Source organism: Mucilaginibacter humi (assembly GCF_013087555.1).
Window position 1 is genome coordinate 1 of record NZ_JABFCR010000042.1, and the last position, 15,619, is coordinate 15,619.

Annotated in this window: 20 protein-coding genes and 1 pseudogene; 3 read left to right on the top strand and 18 right to left on the bottom strand. The window is 43.6% G+C overall.

What is annotated here, in order from left to right:
* From HK413_RS09625 to HK413_RS09670, 18 genes and pseudogenes are all read right to left on the bottom strand, one after another.
* Positions 1 to 949: serine/threonine protein kinase (locus tag HK413_RS09625; protein WP_175270036.1), on the bottom strand; the 949-nt coding region annotated here is incomplete at its 3' end.
* Positions 950 to 952: 3 nt separating this feature from the next.
* On the bottom strand, positions 953 to 1,735 hold the full coding sequence (locus tag HK413_RS09630) for an FHA domain-containing protein (RefSeq protein ID WP_175270037.1): 783 nt from the start codon (positions 1,733 to 1,735) through the stop codon (positions 953 to 955).
* A 199-nt stretch (positions 1,736 to 1,934) separates the two neighbouring features.
* Positions 1,935 to 2,192, bottom strand: a complete 258-nt coding sequence (locus HK413_RS15255) for a hypothetical protein (RefSeq protein WP_217452202.1) — start codon at positions 2,190 to 2,192, stop codon at positions 1,935 to 1,937.
* A gap of 7 nt (positions 2,193 to 2,199) precedes the next feature.
* Complete coding sequence (locus HK413_RS21135) at positions 2,200 to 4,377, bottom strand: FtsW/RodA/SpoVE family cell cycle protein (RefSeq protein WP_217452203.1); 2,178 nt, start codon at positions 4,375 to 4,377, stop codon at positions 2,200 to 2,202.
* A 95-nt stretch (positions 4,378 to 4,472) separates the two neighbouring features.
* On the bottom strand, positions 4,473 to 4,841 hold the full coding sequence (locus HK413_RS15265; RefSeq protein ID WP_217452204.1) for an FtsW/RodA/SpoVE family cell cycle protein: 369 nt from the start codon (positions 4,839 to 4,841) through the stop codon (positions 4,473 to 4,475).
* 25 nt (positions 4,842 to 4,866) lie between these two features.
* Positions 4,867 to 5,325, bottom strand: a complete 459-nt coding sequence (locus tag HK413_RS15270; RefSeq protein ID WP_217452205.1) for a hypothetical protein — start codon at positions 5,323 to 5,325, stop codon at positions 4,867 to 4,869.
* An 11-nt stretch (positions 5,326 to 5,336) separates the two neighbouring features.
* Positions 5,337 to 5,870 (bottom strand): hypothetical protein, encoded by a 534-nt coding sequence (locus HK413_RS15275; protein WP_217452206.1) that lies wholly within the window; start codon positions 5,868 to 5,870, stop codon positions 5,337 to 5,339.
* Complete coding sequence (locus HK413_RS09640; protein WP_175270038.1) at positions 5,870 to 6,517, bottom strand: hypothetical protein; 648 nt, start codon at positions 6,515 to 6,517, stop codon at positions 5,870 to 5,872. The genes HK413_RS15275 and HK413_RS09640 overlap by 1 nt, the downstream gene beginning before the upstream one ends.
* Positions 6,483 to 7,148 (bottom strand): annotated as a pseudogene (locus HK413_RS09645) (PP2C family protein-serine/threonine phosphatase); the annotation flags it as partial. The gene HK413_RS09640 and the pseudogene HK413_RS09645, both read right to left, overlap by 35 nt.
* Before the next feature lie 252 nt (positions 7,149 to 7,400).
* Positions 7,401 to 7,682: a hypothetical protein gene (locus HK413_RS15280; RefSeq protein ID WP_217452207.1), complete on the bottom strand. Its 282-nt coding sequence runs from the start codon at positions 7,680 to 7,682 to the stop codon at positions 7,401 to 7,403.
* Entirely contained in the window at positions 7,679 to 7,846 is a 168-nt protein-coding gene (locus HK413_RS15285) for a hypothetical protein (RefSeq protein WP_217452208.1), read from the bottom strand. Before HK413_RS15285 ends, HK413_RS15280 begins: the two co-directional genes overlap by 4 nt.
* 12 nt (positions 7,847 to 7,858) lie before the next feature.
* Entirely contained in the window at positions 7,859 to 8,347 is a 489-nt protein-coding gene (locus HK413_RS15290; protein ID WP_217452209.1) for a hypothetical protein, read from the bottom strand.
* A gap of 187 nt (positions 8,348 to 8,534) precedes the next feature.
* Positions 8,535 to 9,035 (bottom strand): hypothetical protein, encoded by a 501-nt coding sequence (locus HK413_RS15295; RefSeq protein WP_217452210.1) that lies wholly within the window; start codon positions 9,033 to 9,035, stop codon positions 8,535 to 8,537.
* A 97-nt stretch (positions 9,036 to 9,132) separates the two neighbouring features.
* Positions 9,133 to 9,534, bottom strand: coding sequence for a protein kinase domain-containing protein (locus HK413_RS15300; protein ID WP_317169445.1), 402 nt, complete (start codon positions 9,532 to 9,534; stop codon positions 9,133 to 9,135).
* A gap of 2 nt (positions 9,535 to 9,536) precedes the next feature.
* Complete coding sequence (locus tag HK413_RS15305; protein WP_217452211.1) at positions 9,537 to 9,767, bottom strand: hypothetical protein; 231 nt, start codon at positions 9,765 to 9,767, stop codon at positions 9,537 to 9,539.
* Positions 9,768 to 9,867: 100 nt separating this feature from the next.
* Positions 9,868 to 11,022: a DUF5686 family protein gene (locus tag HK413_RS09660; RefSeq protein ID WP_175270040.1), complete on the bottom strand. Its 1,155-nt coding sequence runs from the start codon at positions 11,020 to 11,022 to the stop codon at positions 9,868 to 9,870.
* Between the two features lie 9 nt (positions 11,023 to 11,031).
* The gene (locus HK413_RS09665) at positions 11,032 to 11,484 is read right to left on the bottom strand and encodes a hypothetical protein (protein WP_175270041.1); all 453 of its coding nucleotides are present in this window, start codon (positions 11,482 to 11,484) and stop codon (positions 11,032 to 11,034) included.
* Positions 11,485 to 11,575: 91 nt separating this feature from the next.
* Complete coding sequence (locus tag HK413_RS09670) at positions 11,576 to 12,346, bottom strand: carboxypeptidase-like regulatory domain-containing protein (protein WP_175270042.1); 771 nt, start codon at positions 12,344 to 12,346, stop codon at positions 11,576 to 11,578.
* Between the two features lie 624 nt (positions 12,347 to 12,970).
* Between HK413_RS09670 and HK413_RS17735 the strand changes: the two genes are divergently transcribed.
* The 3 genes from HK413_RS17735 to HK413_RS17745 all read left to right on the top strand — a co-directional run bounded on the left by HK413_RS17735 (position 12,971) and on the right by HK413_RS17745 (position 15,534).
* A complete protein-coding gene (locus HK413_RS17735; protein ID WP_246230184.1) occupies positions 12,971 to 14,620 on the top strand; it encodes a two-component regulator propeller domain-containing protein in 1,650 nt (549 codons plus the stop codon).
* 291 nt (positions 14,621 to 14,911) lie between these two features.
* Positions 14,912 to 15,235 (top strand): triple tyrosine motif-containing protein, encoded by a 324-nt coding sequence (locus HK413_RS17740; RefSeq protein WP_246230186.1) that lies wholly within the window; start codon positions 14,912 to 14,914, stop codon positions 15,233 to 15,235.
* 20 nt (positions 15,236 to 15,255) lie between these two features.
* On the top strand, positions 15,256 to 15,534 hold the full coding sequence (locus tag HK413_RS17745) for a hypothetical protein (protein WP_246230188.1): 279 nt from the start codon (positions 15,256 to 15,258) through the stop codon (positions 15,532 to 15,534).
* Positions 15,535 to 15,619: the final 85 nt, after the last annotated feature.

Here is a 15,619-nt window from a genome sequence, read left to right on the forward strand (position 1 = left end):
TTTCGGTTTTTAATGCCTCCAGGCCGTTGTCGGTAGCCGCCGGCGAAACACTGTTTTGAACTATTGCGTCATGCAACGCCATGCCGTGTTCATACCGATCGTGCGGGCGCTTTTCAAGACATTTATAAATGATGCTGAGCAACCATCCCGGCACCTGCATTTCGCGTTCCTTCTGCGCCTCGCTCCGGGTTGATGGCAAATTTTGTTTACGTAACCCCAGGAGGTCAGGAACCGGCGCTTCCATATGGGATATCATAACGGTATTGCGTGCCGTTTCGCCATTGTCATGTAGCGGGAAAGGTACAACACCTGCTAATAATTCAAATAATATTACGCCATAACTATATATATCTGTTTGAAAAAGCATCTCACCTTCATTCTGCTCAGGCGCCATAAATTCAATAGCACCGGCGTGGCGCATACTGCTGCGGCGCTCCTCGTCAGACATGACGGACAAGCCAAAATCAAGCAAAACATAGTTACCCGTATGTACATTAAATTTAACGTTGTTGCTTTTAATATCGCCATGTTTAACACCTACTTTATGGCAGTGTGCCAGGGCGTTGGCCAACTGGTCTGCCAGTTTAATAGTTTCTTTTATGGTGAATATTTTTTCGTTGGGCTCAGACAGCAGATCGCCCAGGTCCGGCCCTTCAATAAATTCCATTTCAATAAACGGCAGCGAGCCGCTTTCGGTAATCCCTGAGCTTAATATTTTAACAACATTGGGGTTAGCTACTTCGTTTACCTTTTTTAGTTTATCAACCTCGTTTACAAATTTTCTGTAGTTTTTATCATTAAGGCTTTCATCAGCTATAGGTGTAGGTAAAAGCTTTACGGCACTTAGTATAGGCCCTATGCGCCTGCCTTTATAAACAGAACCTTGTCCACCGGTACGTATAGCGCCCATGTTTTCAAGTCCTTCCATTATTGTAAACACCTTGCTCATTATTTATTTCCCTTTTTTATAGCTAAATTCAACTACGGCTGTTTCGCCCAGTATGATCTGGTCGCCCTCAGCTAATTGATGACCAATATGGCTGGAATGGAGCTTGATCAGCGTATCGCTGCTTGCCGACCTTATCTTCACCTTATTACCTGGCGGGATGCCGCCTTCATCGGCAAAGAGCATGAAGCAGCCTTTTTCATTGTTCCATTCTAAATGGGCATGTTGCCTGCTGATGTACTTATTATGTTCGTTATCAATATCGCACGGAAATGCAATGTGGTTGATCCTGAAAAAGCCTCCATCAACCTGCGCTTTTTTTTCGCGGCCAATATTCAATTTACCATCATCAGATTTGATATGATATAAAGGCTTTTCGGCTTCACCATTTAGCACCCTGATGTAAGCCGAACCTGATCGCTGAATGACATGGTCTTTGGTACGAATGAACAATGCCGCATTAATGCCTTCCAATTTCACGGCCTCGGGCGGAAATTTTTCATCGAAGTTTACCTCCAGCTGCCAGTTGGCTGGCAACCCTATATCAAAATCATCGGCGATGCGCTGTACCTCGTCTTTAAATTTTTCCGGCGTATCCTGATATACAGCCGACTCGTACATATGCTTGTCATTACTGCCGATATTAATAAACAGGTTTATGCCCTTAATGTTACTGCCTTCGCCACCCTCAGATTTTTGGAGGTTTTCTTTAATACCGCGCAGTAAGATATCACGCACTTCTTTTACATCACCCGGGCTTTCATTGTCCCTACTAAATATTTTAAACATTATCTGTAATTTAATTTGATGCTGTATCTGGTTCTGCCGCCGGTATATCAGCGGCTGGGGTTACAACGGGTGCATTTTTTTCTTTAACAGGTACGATGCTTTTGATATATCCCTTTTTAATAAGTAGCGGGATGATGTGTTTACCGGCGGTGTACCGCATCGGCCGATCCCTTGGTAGATTCTATCCTTACGCATACTACTATATTGCCGGTGCCTTTTGCCATTGGCGCGAAGAAAACATACCAACCGTCATTAATGCCTTCTTTTTCCATATCCGCTCGGGTGTGCCGGTTTTACCTGCAACGCTTAACCCTAATATAGGCACTTTGGGGGCACTTTGTTCTATCATGTATTGCGTAATCAGCGCAGCGTATTTTGGGTCGTTAGCCAGCTTAATACTGCTCTTAACGGGTTGCTCAATATCACTCACTTTTAACACAAATCTATTGGCTACCAATTCACCATTATTGGCTACGCCCGATACCAGCCGGCAACAGCAGCAGGGGTAGCAATAAGCTCACCCCGCCCCAGGCCATCCCTGAAATACCTTTAGCCCGTGTACGCCTGATGTTGTTAGGATCATAACGCGGTTTGGTATTAAATTCGGTTTTGCGCCATAGTTCGCGCCATTTCTCTTCCTGCGATGCATTGTCAGGTTGCCTGCCGTAATAATAACCGCCTACGCCATGCAAAAACATACCGGTTTTTAAATACAAGGTGGCCATATCTTCTTCCAAATGTTCCTGATTAGCTAACTTAATAAAGTACACATTGTTTGATTTTGCTACCGCTCTTTCTAAAGTAATTACCCCGGTCTCATCAGGCTCAATTCCTTTGGTACGTATGCGCTCCCAACTGGCTACATTAAATTTTTTGTTTGCGGCTTCTAACCCCAGTTTATTAAAAGATGCCATTGTAGTTAATACTTTAGCTGTCGATCCCGGTTGAGTGGCGTAGGTAAAGCCTAAATCGCTCGTGGTTAGCCATTGCGATAACTTGTTTTGTTCGTTAACCGGCATCGTCAGCTGTTCCCAGTTATGGATAGGAGGGAGCGGATAAACAGCCGAGGCTAATACGTCGCCGGTTGAAGGTAACATCACTACTACTGATACCCGGTTATCGTACAACGACGTGTCTGTGGCTATTGATTTTTGTATTTTAGTTTGCAGGTCGGCATCCACTGTTAATTTCACATCGCGATTGCGTTGTTTAAATTCAGCAACTTCCGTGCTGTTTATTCCGGCTATAAGCAATGGTGCCAATGCGCTATAATCCTTTTTGCTTACCGACATTTCTTTTACGCCACGGGGTAAAAACCGGTCCTCTTTAAAACGATTGGCATGGGTATTATAACTGGCAATTGGCAGGTTAAAACCCCGCAGTTCAGCCGCATGCTCATACTCGGCAAAGTAGCCATTAGTGCTGCCGTTAAATACACCGGTATTGACATCGCCCACCCAAAAAAACATTTGCTCTTCAAAAGGATAGTAACGGGTTAACCGTTTATGCATTGCTGAATCCAGATTATAGTTTTGGATGCCTGATGAATCCAGCAAACGACGTTGTTTTTGAATTAGTACCGGGTTACTTGTAGCTAATATACGGCCGTCACGGTCATATAATGTACCGGCTTGTAGCCTGTTCATTAACACTGCGATGCGCGGATTATAGCTAAACATACGGGCGCCGCTTCTATCAGCCACCAAAGCAGGTTTTACTATCCATTTGGAATTGACAAATAAATAACGCGATACATTTATGGTAAGCAGCAACACACCTATACAGGCCATGGCCAATGCCGGTACAAGGTTCCGGTCCTGTTGTTTGGTGATAAAGCTCATTTGCACAGGTGTGCCTTTAACCCTTGATGCCGATAGTAAAAAACCCGCGGCTACAAAGTTTGCCACCGGGGATGAGCCGCCATAGCTCTCGAATGGTAATGAAACCCCCGATAATGGCAATGCTCCGGTTGATCCGCCAGCTATGAGTAAAAACTGTACGAACGTACAAATACCTATGCCTGCGCATAAATAAAACAGAAATGGTGTACCCGTTTGCCGGCCTATAATTATTGACCGGTGCAGGTACAATAAAAACACGAGGAAGATACACACGATGCCTGTCCAGCCAAAATCTTCGCCGATTGAAGGTAATATCATATCGGTATGCGCTTCGGGTATGGTTTTGGCAAAGCCTTCGCCCACGCCCCGGCCGGTAATCCCTCCGCTTGCCATGGCCCAAAGCCCGTTAGCTACCCGGTCGCCGCCATAAACCTCATTATCCCGGGCATCCTGCCAAATGGCTTTGCGATCTACCAAACGTTGTACCGGGCCTGGTATCAGTTTATCAAGATGAGGGATTTTATCGATAGTTAAAAAGCCTGCTATAATGATCAATGCCATGATGGCCGATTCGCTCAACTGTTTCCTTTTAAATACGGTTACCACTACCAGCATGATGATGGTGGCCAATGCCGATAGCCAGACATTTTTAAATATCCGGGTAATTAGTACGTAAAAGATAACTGATCCTGCCATAAACAGGAAATCACCGCGCGAAAACGAGAATAGTATGATGAAAGTAAAACAAATAACCATCGCCGGCCCCAAATCGCCCAATAGTAAGAATAGGAACAGCGCCACGGCAATTGCGATGACCGCAAATGAAAAGAACGAGAATCGCTTTTTAAAACTTGCGTATTCGCTGATGAAGCGTTCGTTGGCTGCAAAAAAACCGGCTAAAAGATGATCACCAGGTATTTCACTATCTCGCTTGGCTGAAAACCAAACAGGTTGACCTTTACTCCGCTGCCTTCAGGACCCGAACCAAAGCGTATAGTCAACGCCAGCAAACCTATAGCTATAATTATCCATGGCCATCCATTAGCGGCCTTGCGGTTATTTTTAAAAATCAGCAACCTATAAAAAGTCGAATCGGCGGTGAAACGGCGAAGGTTGAATAAAAGTATTCCTATCATGGCAGCAAAACCCATGGCCGGGTACACCAAGGTGTCTTTGGCCAAAAATCGATCGCGCAACGGGTCCTGTAGACTTAATAAGGTTAGGAAAGACAAGCCGGTAAGCACCATTATAAATGGCAGTATCAATTGGTCGGCAGTGCTGAATTTCCGGTTAAAATGAGATGCGCCAGCGCAAAGCAACCAAAAAACAAACCACTATAATTAAGAAAGAAAAATTAAACTGTGCAGGGGTACGGATAATGAATGACCGCTCTTTCTTAAGAATGCTAAAGTCGCGGGTTGACAATAGCCTGATAGTGTGCGGCGCGCGATTAAAGTTTAAAACCTTGTCGTCGTCCAAATTGTCAGTTCCTGCCGAAAAACCAAACTGGTAGCCCGGCTGCAATGGCAACACCTCGAATGCTTTACCGGCAGGTAAATTTTTGAAGGCATAATGACCCCGGTCGTCGGTGCGGGCAAAGGCGACCGGGGATTGCAGGTGGCGTTGCTTTTGCTCATCCAATAAATATACTTTCTTTACGCCCGGGGTTTGTTCGGTTTTGGTTGAGACCTGGTCGGTTTCTTCGTCATTGTAAGTGCTATCCCGGGGCAATACCAATTGCAGGCGCACCAGTACACCGGCTACAGGTACTTTTTTTCAAATATCTGCCCCGATATAGCACTGCCGGACAGGCCCGCATCAGTAACAGCGGGTAAAACGGGCGGCTTAGTTCTTTCTTCTACAAATCGTAAATAATCATCTCCGGTATAGCCCAGCAAAGACCGTGACACAAGTACCCGTTGCTGAAAAGATTTACCGCCCTGGCTCATCGCCGTATCGGCATTTATGTCGTAACGTTTTTTATTTAATTCTCCTATGTTTTCAAATTTGCTGCCTGCCTTTATTCTTTCGGCAACAACTTTTTCAATCAGGTCAATATCGCGCTTATCCTCAAAGTAATAACCACGCTCCAATAATGTGCGGACATTTTTTGCCGGATTTTTGGCGTTAAGGTTTACCATTGTGCCATCGTGCAGGCGCTTAGCTACGTCGGTAAAATTCTTTTGTTCGATGTAATATAACCTGCCAAATAACAGGATTAGTACAAATGCGATCAATGCAAGAAACAAACGTTCCTTTTTCCTGTCAGCGGGTATTATAGTTTCCTGATCCATTATTTTTGTTTATTGGTCACAGGAATAGAATCGACCCTGAACGGGTGAGGGGTGCCGCTGGTAAATTTATTTCTGGTGACAGTAAACAGGTTTTGTACCGCCACGGCGCAATTATCAAATCTTACGTTTTTTAGCAGCAACGCATTGTTATAAGCGATAACACCGGTTTTAAAGTTTTTGATGGACAGGCTATCCAGCATTACTAATTTGCATTGCCCGGCCAGTGTAAATGCAGCACCGTTATAACTGCTGTCGGCAACCAGTTCAATCTTTCCTTTGCTTTTTATAAATAAGGTATCGCGTTTAATCTGGATAGCGCGACTAATGTTTATTGGCGAAGAATATCCTGTATCGGTAAGCCAAAGCACATCACCCTTTAAATTATTTATAGCGTTTTGTAATTTAAGTTCCAGCGCACCCTGCGGCTTGTCGGGTGCAACGGCTTCAGCAACAACCAACGTAGTTTGTTTGCTTTGCAGATATTGCCAAACGTTGCCGGCTAAAAATAACAGGGTCAATATGGCTAATACCGTAACTATCCATCCGTTACTTTTTTGTGGCATAGGTTCGTGATTTTGATGATGAATAATTGGCGCTGATGTTTTACCAGGATCAATGGCTATCGGCTGCTCCTTTTTTTTTTTCACTTGCCGTGGGCATAGTGGCATTGTGCTTAAGCGCCTGCTTAGTGTTTTTCACTAAAACTACGGTGATGTTATCCTTACCACCTTTGGCATTTGCGGCATCAATTAGCTGGTTACTCATGTCTTTTAGCGACGAAGGACCTTTTGTAATTATGGTGGTAATATCCCCACCCGTCACCATATCAGTTAAGCCATCACTGCAAAGCAGCAGCAGGTCGCCAGGTAAAAATGGCGATTGTCCGGTTTCAATATATTCACTGTCTTTTACCAGGTTGGCTTCAAAACCCAGCGCTTTGTTTATTTCATTCCTTTTAGGGTGAGCCATTGCTTCAGCTTCATTCACCCGGCCCGACTCTTCTAAAAAACCGACAAAGGATTGATCGTGTGAGATCTTGACCAGCGAGTTATCACGCAACAGGTATAAACGTGTATCGCCAACGTGGGCGTAATAAAACTGGTTGCGTTCAATATCTATTAAAGCCAGCGTAGCAACGCAGGCCATGCTATCGTGCTCTTTAACCTGTTTTTTCTCGTCAAGTATTTTTTGATTGGCCAGGTTAAAACAATCTATCATTATGGGGATAAGTTCGCCTGCCGGTTTGCTTAGGCGTTGTAATATGGCTTCGCGGGCCGGGCGGGCAGCAACTTCGCCCCCGAATAACCACCCACGCCATCAATAACGCAGGCAATTATAAATTTACCATCGTCAGTAGCCTGCGCAATAAAAGTATCCTCGTTATTTTTCTTTCCTTGCCGGTATCGGTTATCCCGTAAAACTGATCAGCCATTGTTTCGTCGTGAATTTTTAATATCTAAAAAATGAGTAGCTAACAGCGCAACAACCATAAACAATAAACCTGCCGATAGGATCTGTGATATCATGCCGTTACGATTTAAATATATTAACGCCAACTATGCCGTTAAGCAATATCCTTGAGTTTACAGGAAGCTCAACCCACGACGGTGAATTAACATCGCTTTTTTCTACCTCGGTTTCATTTAAAATGGTGCGCTCTCCAAATGATGCCAGGTAAAATTTCCCATCAGATTTGTTAAACCTTATTTGCAAATGTGGTGTATTTACCCACTCGGTTGGTATTTTAAATATACTTGATTCTTCCCGCGTTTCCTCATCCCCGGATACGATGATCTCGTCGTCTTTCATCAAAAATTCAACCTTTTTGCCGGCAAATTGCTTTTCGGGCAGGATGGTTTCAAAACGGCGAAAGTTTTTTTGCGATCATCGGCCGGTGCATCCTCATCATATTCAAGGTCCTCAATATAAGGTAACTCATAATACCCCTCGCTGTAATAGTTAAAGCCTTTTAACACGTCTGGCTTACATCAAATGTTTGGGCTATGCCTGTTTGGCGCGGTATAAAAGTAACCCTTAAATTCTCTTCTTTTTGGCGCTCCCGGGTAATAGCTTGCCAATAAAACCAATATCCCCCGTGCATAGTCAGGGTGCGATACTAAACGGAATACCCATTTGGAACTTGAAGGTACCACCGTTTTGCCCGCTGCACGGTATTGCTTTAATTGTTCATAAAACTTTTTTACCGTTTCATTTACAATCAATCCAAATATACCTTGTTTATTATTCATAAACTCCTGATAGTCATCAGAATTAAAGCTAATAATATATTCGTGGTAAAATACAACCCTGTCCGCAAATGATAGCTGGCGGATTGAATCATTGAACTTATCAATTACGTAATTGTAAACATCATCGGGTGTAAGCGTTTTCTGCTTTTTTCCCCCGCTAGTGTTTTCGCTGGTTAAGAACCAGTCCTGTAGTCCGATACGTTGCCAGATTGAGGTTTTGGGGTCCATATAAATAGGGAGTTGTCAGTTAAATAAAAATCAATAACACAATTAATTGCTCAGATGTTTTAATCTAATTTATGCTGAAAGTGTAATTTTCAATTATTAGGCTCTTTATCTACAGTATCAACCGGGGTGGTATCAGGCTCGAATTGGTTTTGTTTTGCCTTTTCCAATTCCTGCCTGGCTGTAGCTTTCACGATGGAATCAGTGATCCTGTTTTTTTCGCGATAAAGCGCGTTAGCCTTTGCACTTTAGCAATGCTATCAGTATAAGCCGCGCTATCAATTAGCGGGCTCGAAACTGCCGGTTTTTGAGTGTCAGGCTTGTTTATGTTTAATAGCGAATATGCCGTGTAACCCATAAATCCAACCAAAGCTAACATCAACAGGGTAAATACCGGTTTTGATAGCCGAATCATATCGCTTTGATCGGTGGGGTAGGCGTTAGCCGGGTCGGCAACTGTTTCTGGTTCCTGCTGTATTATTGTTTCGTCAATCTTTGGGCTGTCATCGAGTTTGATATTGGCTATGCTATGCTGTATGATAGCATCATGCAATTCCATGCCATTGGCATACCGGTTTTCAGGCAATTTCTCAAGGCATTTATAAGTAAGATTGAGCAGCCATTGAGGAACATTCATTTCCTGTTCCTTTTGAGTTTTTGACCAACTGCCCGGCAGATTTTTTTTTCTCAATTTCAAAATATCCGGTACAGGCGATTCCATATGTGACACCATAACAGTGTTCTGGCGGTTTCGCCGTTATCTTCCAGCGGGAAGGGTACAGTACCGGCTAATAGTTCAAATAATATAACACCATAGCTATATACATCAGTTTGGGTAAGCATTTTACCTGGTTCTGCTCGGGTGCCATAAACTCAATGGCTCCCGCGTGGCGCATGGAGCTCCGGCGCTCCTCGTCTGACATGATCGATAACCCAAAATCAAGCAATACATAGTTACCCGAGTGAACGTTTAACTTAATATTGTTACTTTTAATGTCGCCGTGCTTAACACCCACTTTATGGCAATGTGCCAATGCGCACGCCAACTGGTCGGCAAGCTTAACAACTTGTTTTAAACTAAATATTTTATCATTGGGCGGCGATATGAGTTCGCCCGGGTCCGGGCCTTCAATAAATTCCATTTCGATAAATGGAAATGAACCGCTTTCTGTAATTCCCGAGTTGAGTATTTTTACAACATTCGGATTAGGTTCTTCGTTAACTTTTTTAGCTTATCAACCTCGTTCAGGAAATTTCGGTAATTTTTATCGTCTTCGCTTTCTGATTGTATTGGCGTAGGAAGCAGTTTAACTGCTGTAATAATTGGCCCAATTCGTCGGCCTTTGTATACCGAACCCTGTCCACCCGTTCGCAATGCGCCCATGTTTTCAAGTCCTTCGGTAATCGTAAATACTTTGGTCATCTGTGTATAGAACTATGATCTGTGAGCATTAACAAATATTTTTGAATTTAGTTTAGGCAGCGCATGCAATCTCCCAAAGTTACTCTACAAATATAGTTGATTAAAATTCGGGCTGGAAACTGAACTTGATGCCGTAGGTACTGGCGCCCGGGTGATCGAGGTAAGTTAAGCGACGGATAAAGTCCACGCGTAAGCATTTCAATATGTTGCCGATACCAATGCCGGCCTCGACATAAGGGGTGTTGCCCAAAGCATAAACGGCTGGGGGAAAGCGGTACAATCCCTCGCTTTGCGCCGGATCATTTTCGGTACGCAAACCGCCGTATAATATCTTGGCGGATAAGAATTCGCGCCATTTGAGGTGCTTTATGAGCGGTATTTTGTTAAGAATGAAACCGTTAAACGTATGCGTGAAGTTGAGGCCCGCGTAATGGTCGCTCACAAATTCCGGGTAATTCATTTCATTATACGCATCCCGTTTATACGCCAGCGACTGGTTGGCGGGGCTGATATTGAGCAACGGAAAAGGTACTTTGCCCTGCACATAGCCGCCTAGCAGAGTCACGTCGGTAAAGCCGGCTTGCGAGAGGTAGAAACGTTTATATATATTGATGCCAATGTCGGTATAGGTATATGAACCACCGAGGCTACGATTGATTAGTACATCATAGACGGGATAGGGGTTATGAATACTATGCCGCGTGCGGCTCCCCCGGATCAATTCTTCGTGCGGGGCGTAACGCATGTGCAGGTTCACTTCACTGGTCGTCAGGCTATTTACCAAGTTTCCATCATCGTTGTGCTGGTAAACCAAAGCCGCGGTGGGTGTTTGCTGCCAGTTTTTATAACCGACGTTATACGAGAAATGATTTTCAAAGTCACGTACGTATTGTAGTTCAAAAGTTTTACTATACAGCCAGTAGTTAGTTTTCCCGGTCTGAAAAGAGGAGAAAGCCGTTGGCCGGTTGGTTACCGAAAACGTATGGCCCGGCACATCTACATCATATAAGTAACTTAGCTTAATATAATTATTGGGGAAACGATAAGGGGCAATCTTGTTTAAGGAAATATAGCCGGTGGCATTGCCTTTGACCCGATGGTCCCCGGTGCCATAAGCACCATAACCTTCAAAATAAAACGTGCTGTCCAGCCGTGGCGTACTGCGTGCGCCCAATTCTAATCGCGGCCCTTCCCGGCTATTGAACGAAAAAAAAATGCGCGATCGGGCCGACCTGTACCGGCCCCGTATCAGCATAGCCTGCCGTCAGCGTAGATAGCCACCACATCGTCCGTTTATAGGAAGGCATTTGCTCCAGTTTATACAACTTTTCGTATACCTGTGCCGGCCTTTGCTAAGCGTATCGAAACCAACTTTAAGCGGCGCTACCTGAAGTGCTTTACCCTGATAAAACGCCAGCGGCTGCCGAACACCAATTTGATAATTACGGTATACGACCCTACGCTCGCCAAACACGCCCCAGCCTTTGCTGGTCAAGCCAAAGTCCGCCTTTACATTACTGCTGGCCAATTCATAACGGCCGTCGGGCTGCGGCGCGAAATCCAAACGAACATTAAAACTGCGCACAAAGCTCACATTGATATGGCCATTCAACCGCAGCTCGCAGGCGGTTACCGCGTAGCGCCCGTCTAGCGTCACCACCAGTTTACCCTCAAACAGCAAGTCGCCCTTCGTTCGTGGCGTAAAAGCCAGTTCCACTTGTTTACCCGCCGGCGTACTGATTGTATCGGTGATAAAAACTTGTAATAATTAGGCGCGTGATCAGCGATCGGGCTCAAGAACTGGTTGGCTATAATAAACAGGTTATTCTCATAAATATCCACCGGTGGCCGTATAACTGATTCACATATAGCTTAACCCCCGCGGTATCAATAAACTGCAGAATATTAACCCCTTTGTAAGCTTTTTCCACCTGTATATGCTTCTCGGGCTCCTTGCGGTAATACATCGCCGACAACTTTTCTTCCAGTAATACCGGCAGGAATGTTTGCCCCTGCACGGTATCCAGCATAAACCGGTATTTACTAAAAAATTTACTCTCCACAACCTGCTGAGGCAAATTAAAAAAAGACAACCCCATCCGTTCATATTGCTCATACTGCAAATAAGCCGCCGATTCCGCCCGGTTCTCGCTTTTATGATTGATAACCTGTTGGATTAAGGCTACCGCCGGATTACCCTTATTGCGGTAACGTTGTACTTTAGCCGAAGCGATCGTCACGCTAGCCAATTCGGTTGCGCTGCGCACCAGCAGCACTTGCAGCTTACTCATCTGTCCGGGAACCACCGTTTTTACTACCGGTAAATACCCTACACAAGAAAATTCCACCTGGCTAAACTTCCCCGTCCCGGCTAGACGAAACCGCCCCAACGAATCCGTCCGTCCCCCAAAGTTACTGCCCACCAAACTAACCGACACCGACCTTAGCGGCTCTCCGCTAGCCGCATCCACTACCTGCCCGGTTACCGTCGTCACCATTTGCTGCCCCGTAGCCCTTAAGCCCAATAGTAGGAAACCCATCAAAAAGCAAATACGAAAACGATCAATAACTGTAGCCATTCATTACAAGCAAGAGGTACCATCAATAAACCTGCATCGCGTCAATATGTTTTTCTATCCTGTTAGTATCTGTAAACTATGAAACAACTTGTATACCCGGTACTGCATTTCCACTTGGCGCTACCTCGGGATGGTAAAGGGGTGAATTTTGCTCTTTACTCTCAAAATGCTACTCTTGCTATCTCATTTACGCTGCGAGGCAATTACTGGTTATTCCGGAGGTGGCCTGAATCTAATTGTTGAGAATAATAAGCACTGGTACCATCGGCAATTAATAATTGTTCGATATGAATATTTTTTCCTTAATATTATTATTGATAAATAAATACTTTCTTTGCCTGGCACGATTGTTCCAAGGGATAGTTGAATTAGTGGCTGCTACTAAACTAAAACACAAATTAAGCCGTTAAGCCATTTGATATAATACCAATTATAGTGCGACCAAAATATATGCCGGGGAAAAACTATAGCCGAGTAGATACGTATAAAAGGGTATGCCGGACCGTAGCGGTTTCCCCAATTATCAGCTTTATCATAATGCAAAAAAGAGCCATCGTTTTATTTTTTAGTACTCTTGTTGGTTTAAGCAGCTGTTTATTTGCAGCCGACATTAAAACGATAGGGGTGCCATATATTCAAAACTATCCCAAAAGTATTTATGGCTCCGGAAATCAAAATTGGTCGGTTTCGCAGGATAAGAACGGTGTGATGTACTATGGTAATGCCGAGGGCCTGCTGGTTTACGATGGCCGCTATTGGCAGCAATATACCATGCCACACAGGCAAATTGTAAGATCAGTAGCAACAGCTGTAGACGGCCGTGTTTATACTGGTAGTTATGGCGAATTTGGTTATTGGGCATTTAAAAATAACAGATTTACTTATACCTCTTTGACCAGCCTTATTCCTGGTACACACGTTCTATCTAGTGAAATATGGAAGATTTATATCGACGGTGATAGGGTTATCTTCCAGTCGTTTGGTGCCATCTACTTGTACCAGCATCAAAAAATTACGGTAATAAAAAGTAATGCGCCTTATCTTTTTCTGCACCGGGCGGGTAACCGTTTCTTTGCTGAAAGCTTAAATAATGGTTTGTTTGAACTAACAGGCAGTAAATTAAGCCCCGTGACAGGCAGTGAAAAGCTGAAAAATATATTATCCATCCTGCCTTACAAGGGCAGCAGCTTTATTATCGGTACCAGTAAGGACGGGCTTTTTATTTACGATGGAAGATCTTTTAAACCTTTTGTTACGCCGGCAAATGACTTTCTAAAAGCTTACCAGCTTAATAATGGCGTCCGGGTATTAAATAAGTATTATGCTTATGGAACAATCTTAAACGGCCTGATTATTATTGATGAGGAGGGACGTATAATTCAACGGATCAACAAAAATACGGGTTTGCAAAATAACACAGTACTCAGCCTGTACGCTGATAACGATGAGAATCTTTGGGCTGGTCTTGATAATGGTATAGACCGGCTGGAACTTAACTCACCGCTCTATTTTTATTTTGATAAAACCGGTAAGTTCGGCACAGTTTACTCAAGTATTATTTTCGATAATAAAATCTACCTCGGCACTAATCAGGGATTATATTATAGCAACTGGACACAGCAAAACAATACGTTCGATTTTAAAATGGTCCCCAACTCGCAGGGACAAGTATGGGATTTAGCTTTAATTGATAACCAGTTAATATGCGGACACAATAGTGGTACTTATCGGGTTTTAGGTGATAAGCTGGTGCGTTTATCATCATTGGGCGGAGGCTGGATGGTCAGACGTTTAAATAGTTCGCCATCGCATATTATTCAGGGCATTTATAATGGCCTGGCCTTATATACAAGGGCTGTTGGCGGAAACTTGACGTTTACCGCGCCAATTACTGGTTTCAATGCGCCATCGCGCCTGTTAGAAGAAGACAGGAACGGTGATATATGGGTGACCCATGCCTATAAAGGTTTAAATAAACTTACGCTAAGCAAAGATCTGCGTAAAGTAATAGCTAACAAGTATTTCGATGAAAAAAACGGACTGCCCGGTAATTATAATATTAATGTATTTAAGCTGGAAGATAAAATCGTATTCTCTTCCGATTCGGGTTTTTATACTTACGATGACTTGAGCGACCGTTTTACCAAATACCAGGTTTTAAATCATAAACTGGGTGCATTTGCAAGTTCCAACAAAATTATAAACGCTGGCGCGCATAAATATTGGTTCATTAACCATGGTAAGGTTGCTCTCGTCGACCTTTCACAGCCGTAAGGCAGCTATCAACTCGAGTGTATTTAGCGTCCTTGACGGGCATATGGTACAGTATTATGAAAATATTAGCCGCATTAGCGACAACCTTTATCTGATAAGTGTCGATGATGGTTTTGTCATCTATAATTCCGGCGAAGTTGGTAATGTTAAAACCACGCGTGGCCTGCCTGCTGTACTAATCAGGCGGATTGAGGATATTACCGATAAGTATAAAACGTTAAGTGAAAACGGGAGCAACAATAGTGTTTTGCAAATCCCGCTTCGCGTAATAATATCCGGATTGCTTATGCTTTGCCTTACTATAGGCAAGCGACCATCAAATTTCAATATTACCTTACCGGTTATTCAACTGAATGGTCTGACTGGACCACGGCCACCCAAAAAGATTTCACTAATCTTTCTGCAGGTATTTATGAATTTAAGGTACGTGCACGAATTAATAACACAACTAGCAGCAACGTCGCTATTTTTACTTTTGAGGTATTACCACCCCGGTATGCTACAAAATTGGCCTACCCGGTATATTTGGTGCTGTTTTTTGTGCTGTTGGTGGTTGGTAAGAAAATGTACGAGCGTATGCTGCGTAGGGATCATCAAAAATATCCAGTCGCCTAAAAACGGAACAAGAGGAAGTATTGAGGCGTGAAGCAGAAGCTAATGAAAAGCAAATTGCCAAATTGCAAACAGAAAAACTGCAAACTGAACTCGATTCAAAAAACCGTGAACTGGCAAATACCGCCTTGTCATTAACTTATAAGAACGAGATATTGCAGAAACTAAGTGAAGAACTTTTAAAAATTAAAGATAGCACCGGTAAAAAGCTCCCTGAACGCCAACTTAATAAAATCCAGAAAGTAATTGATGAAGGAATGGATAATGAGCGTGACTGGAACCTTTTTGAAAAAAAGTTTTAACGAGGCACATGAGAATTTTTTCAAAAACTGTCTGCCCATCACCCTGATCTTGTACCTAATGATCTGAAACTTTGTGCTTACCTCA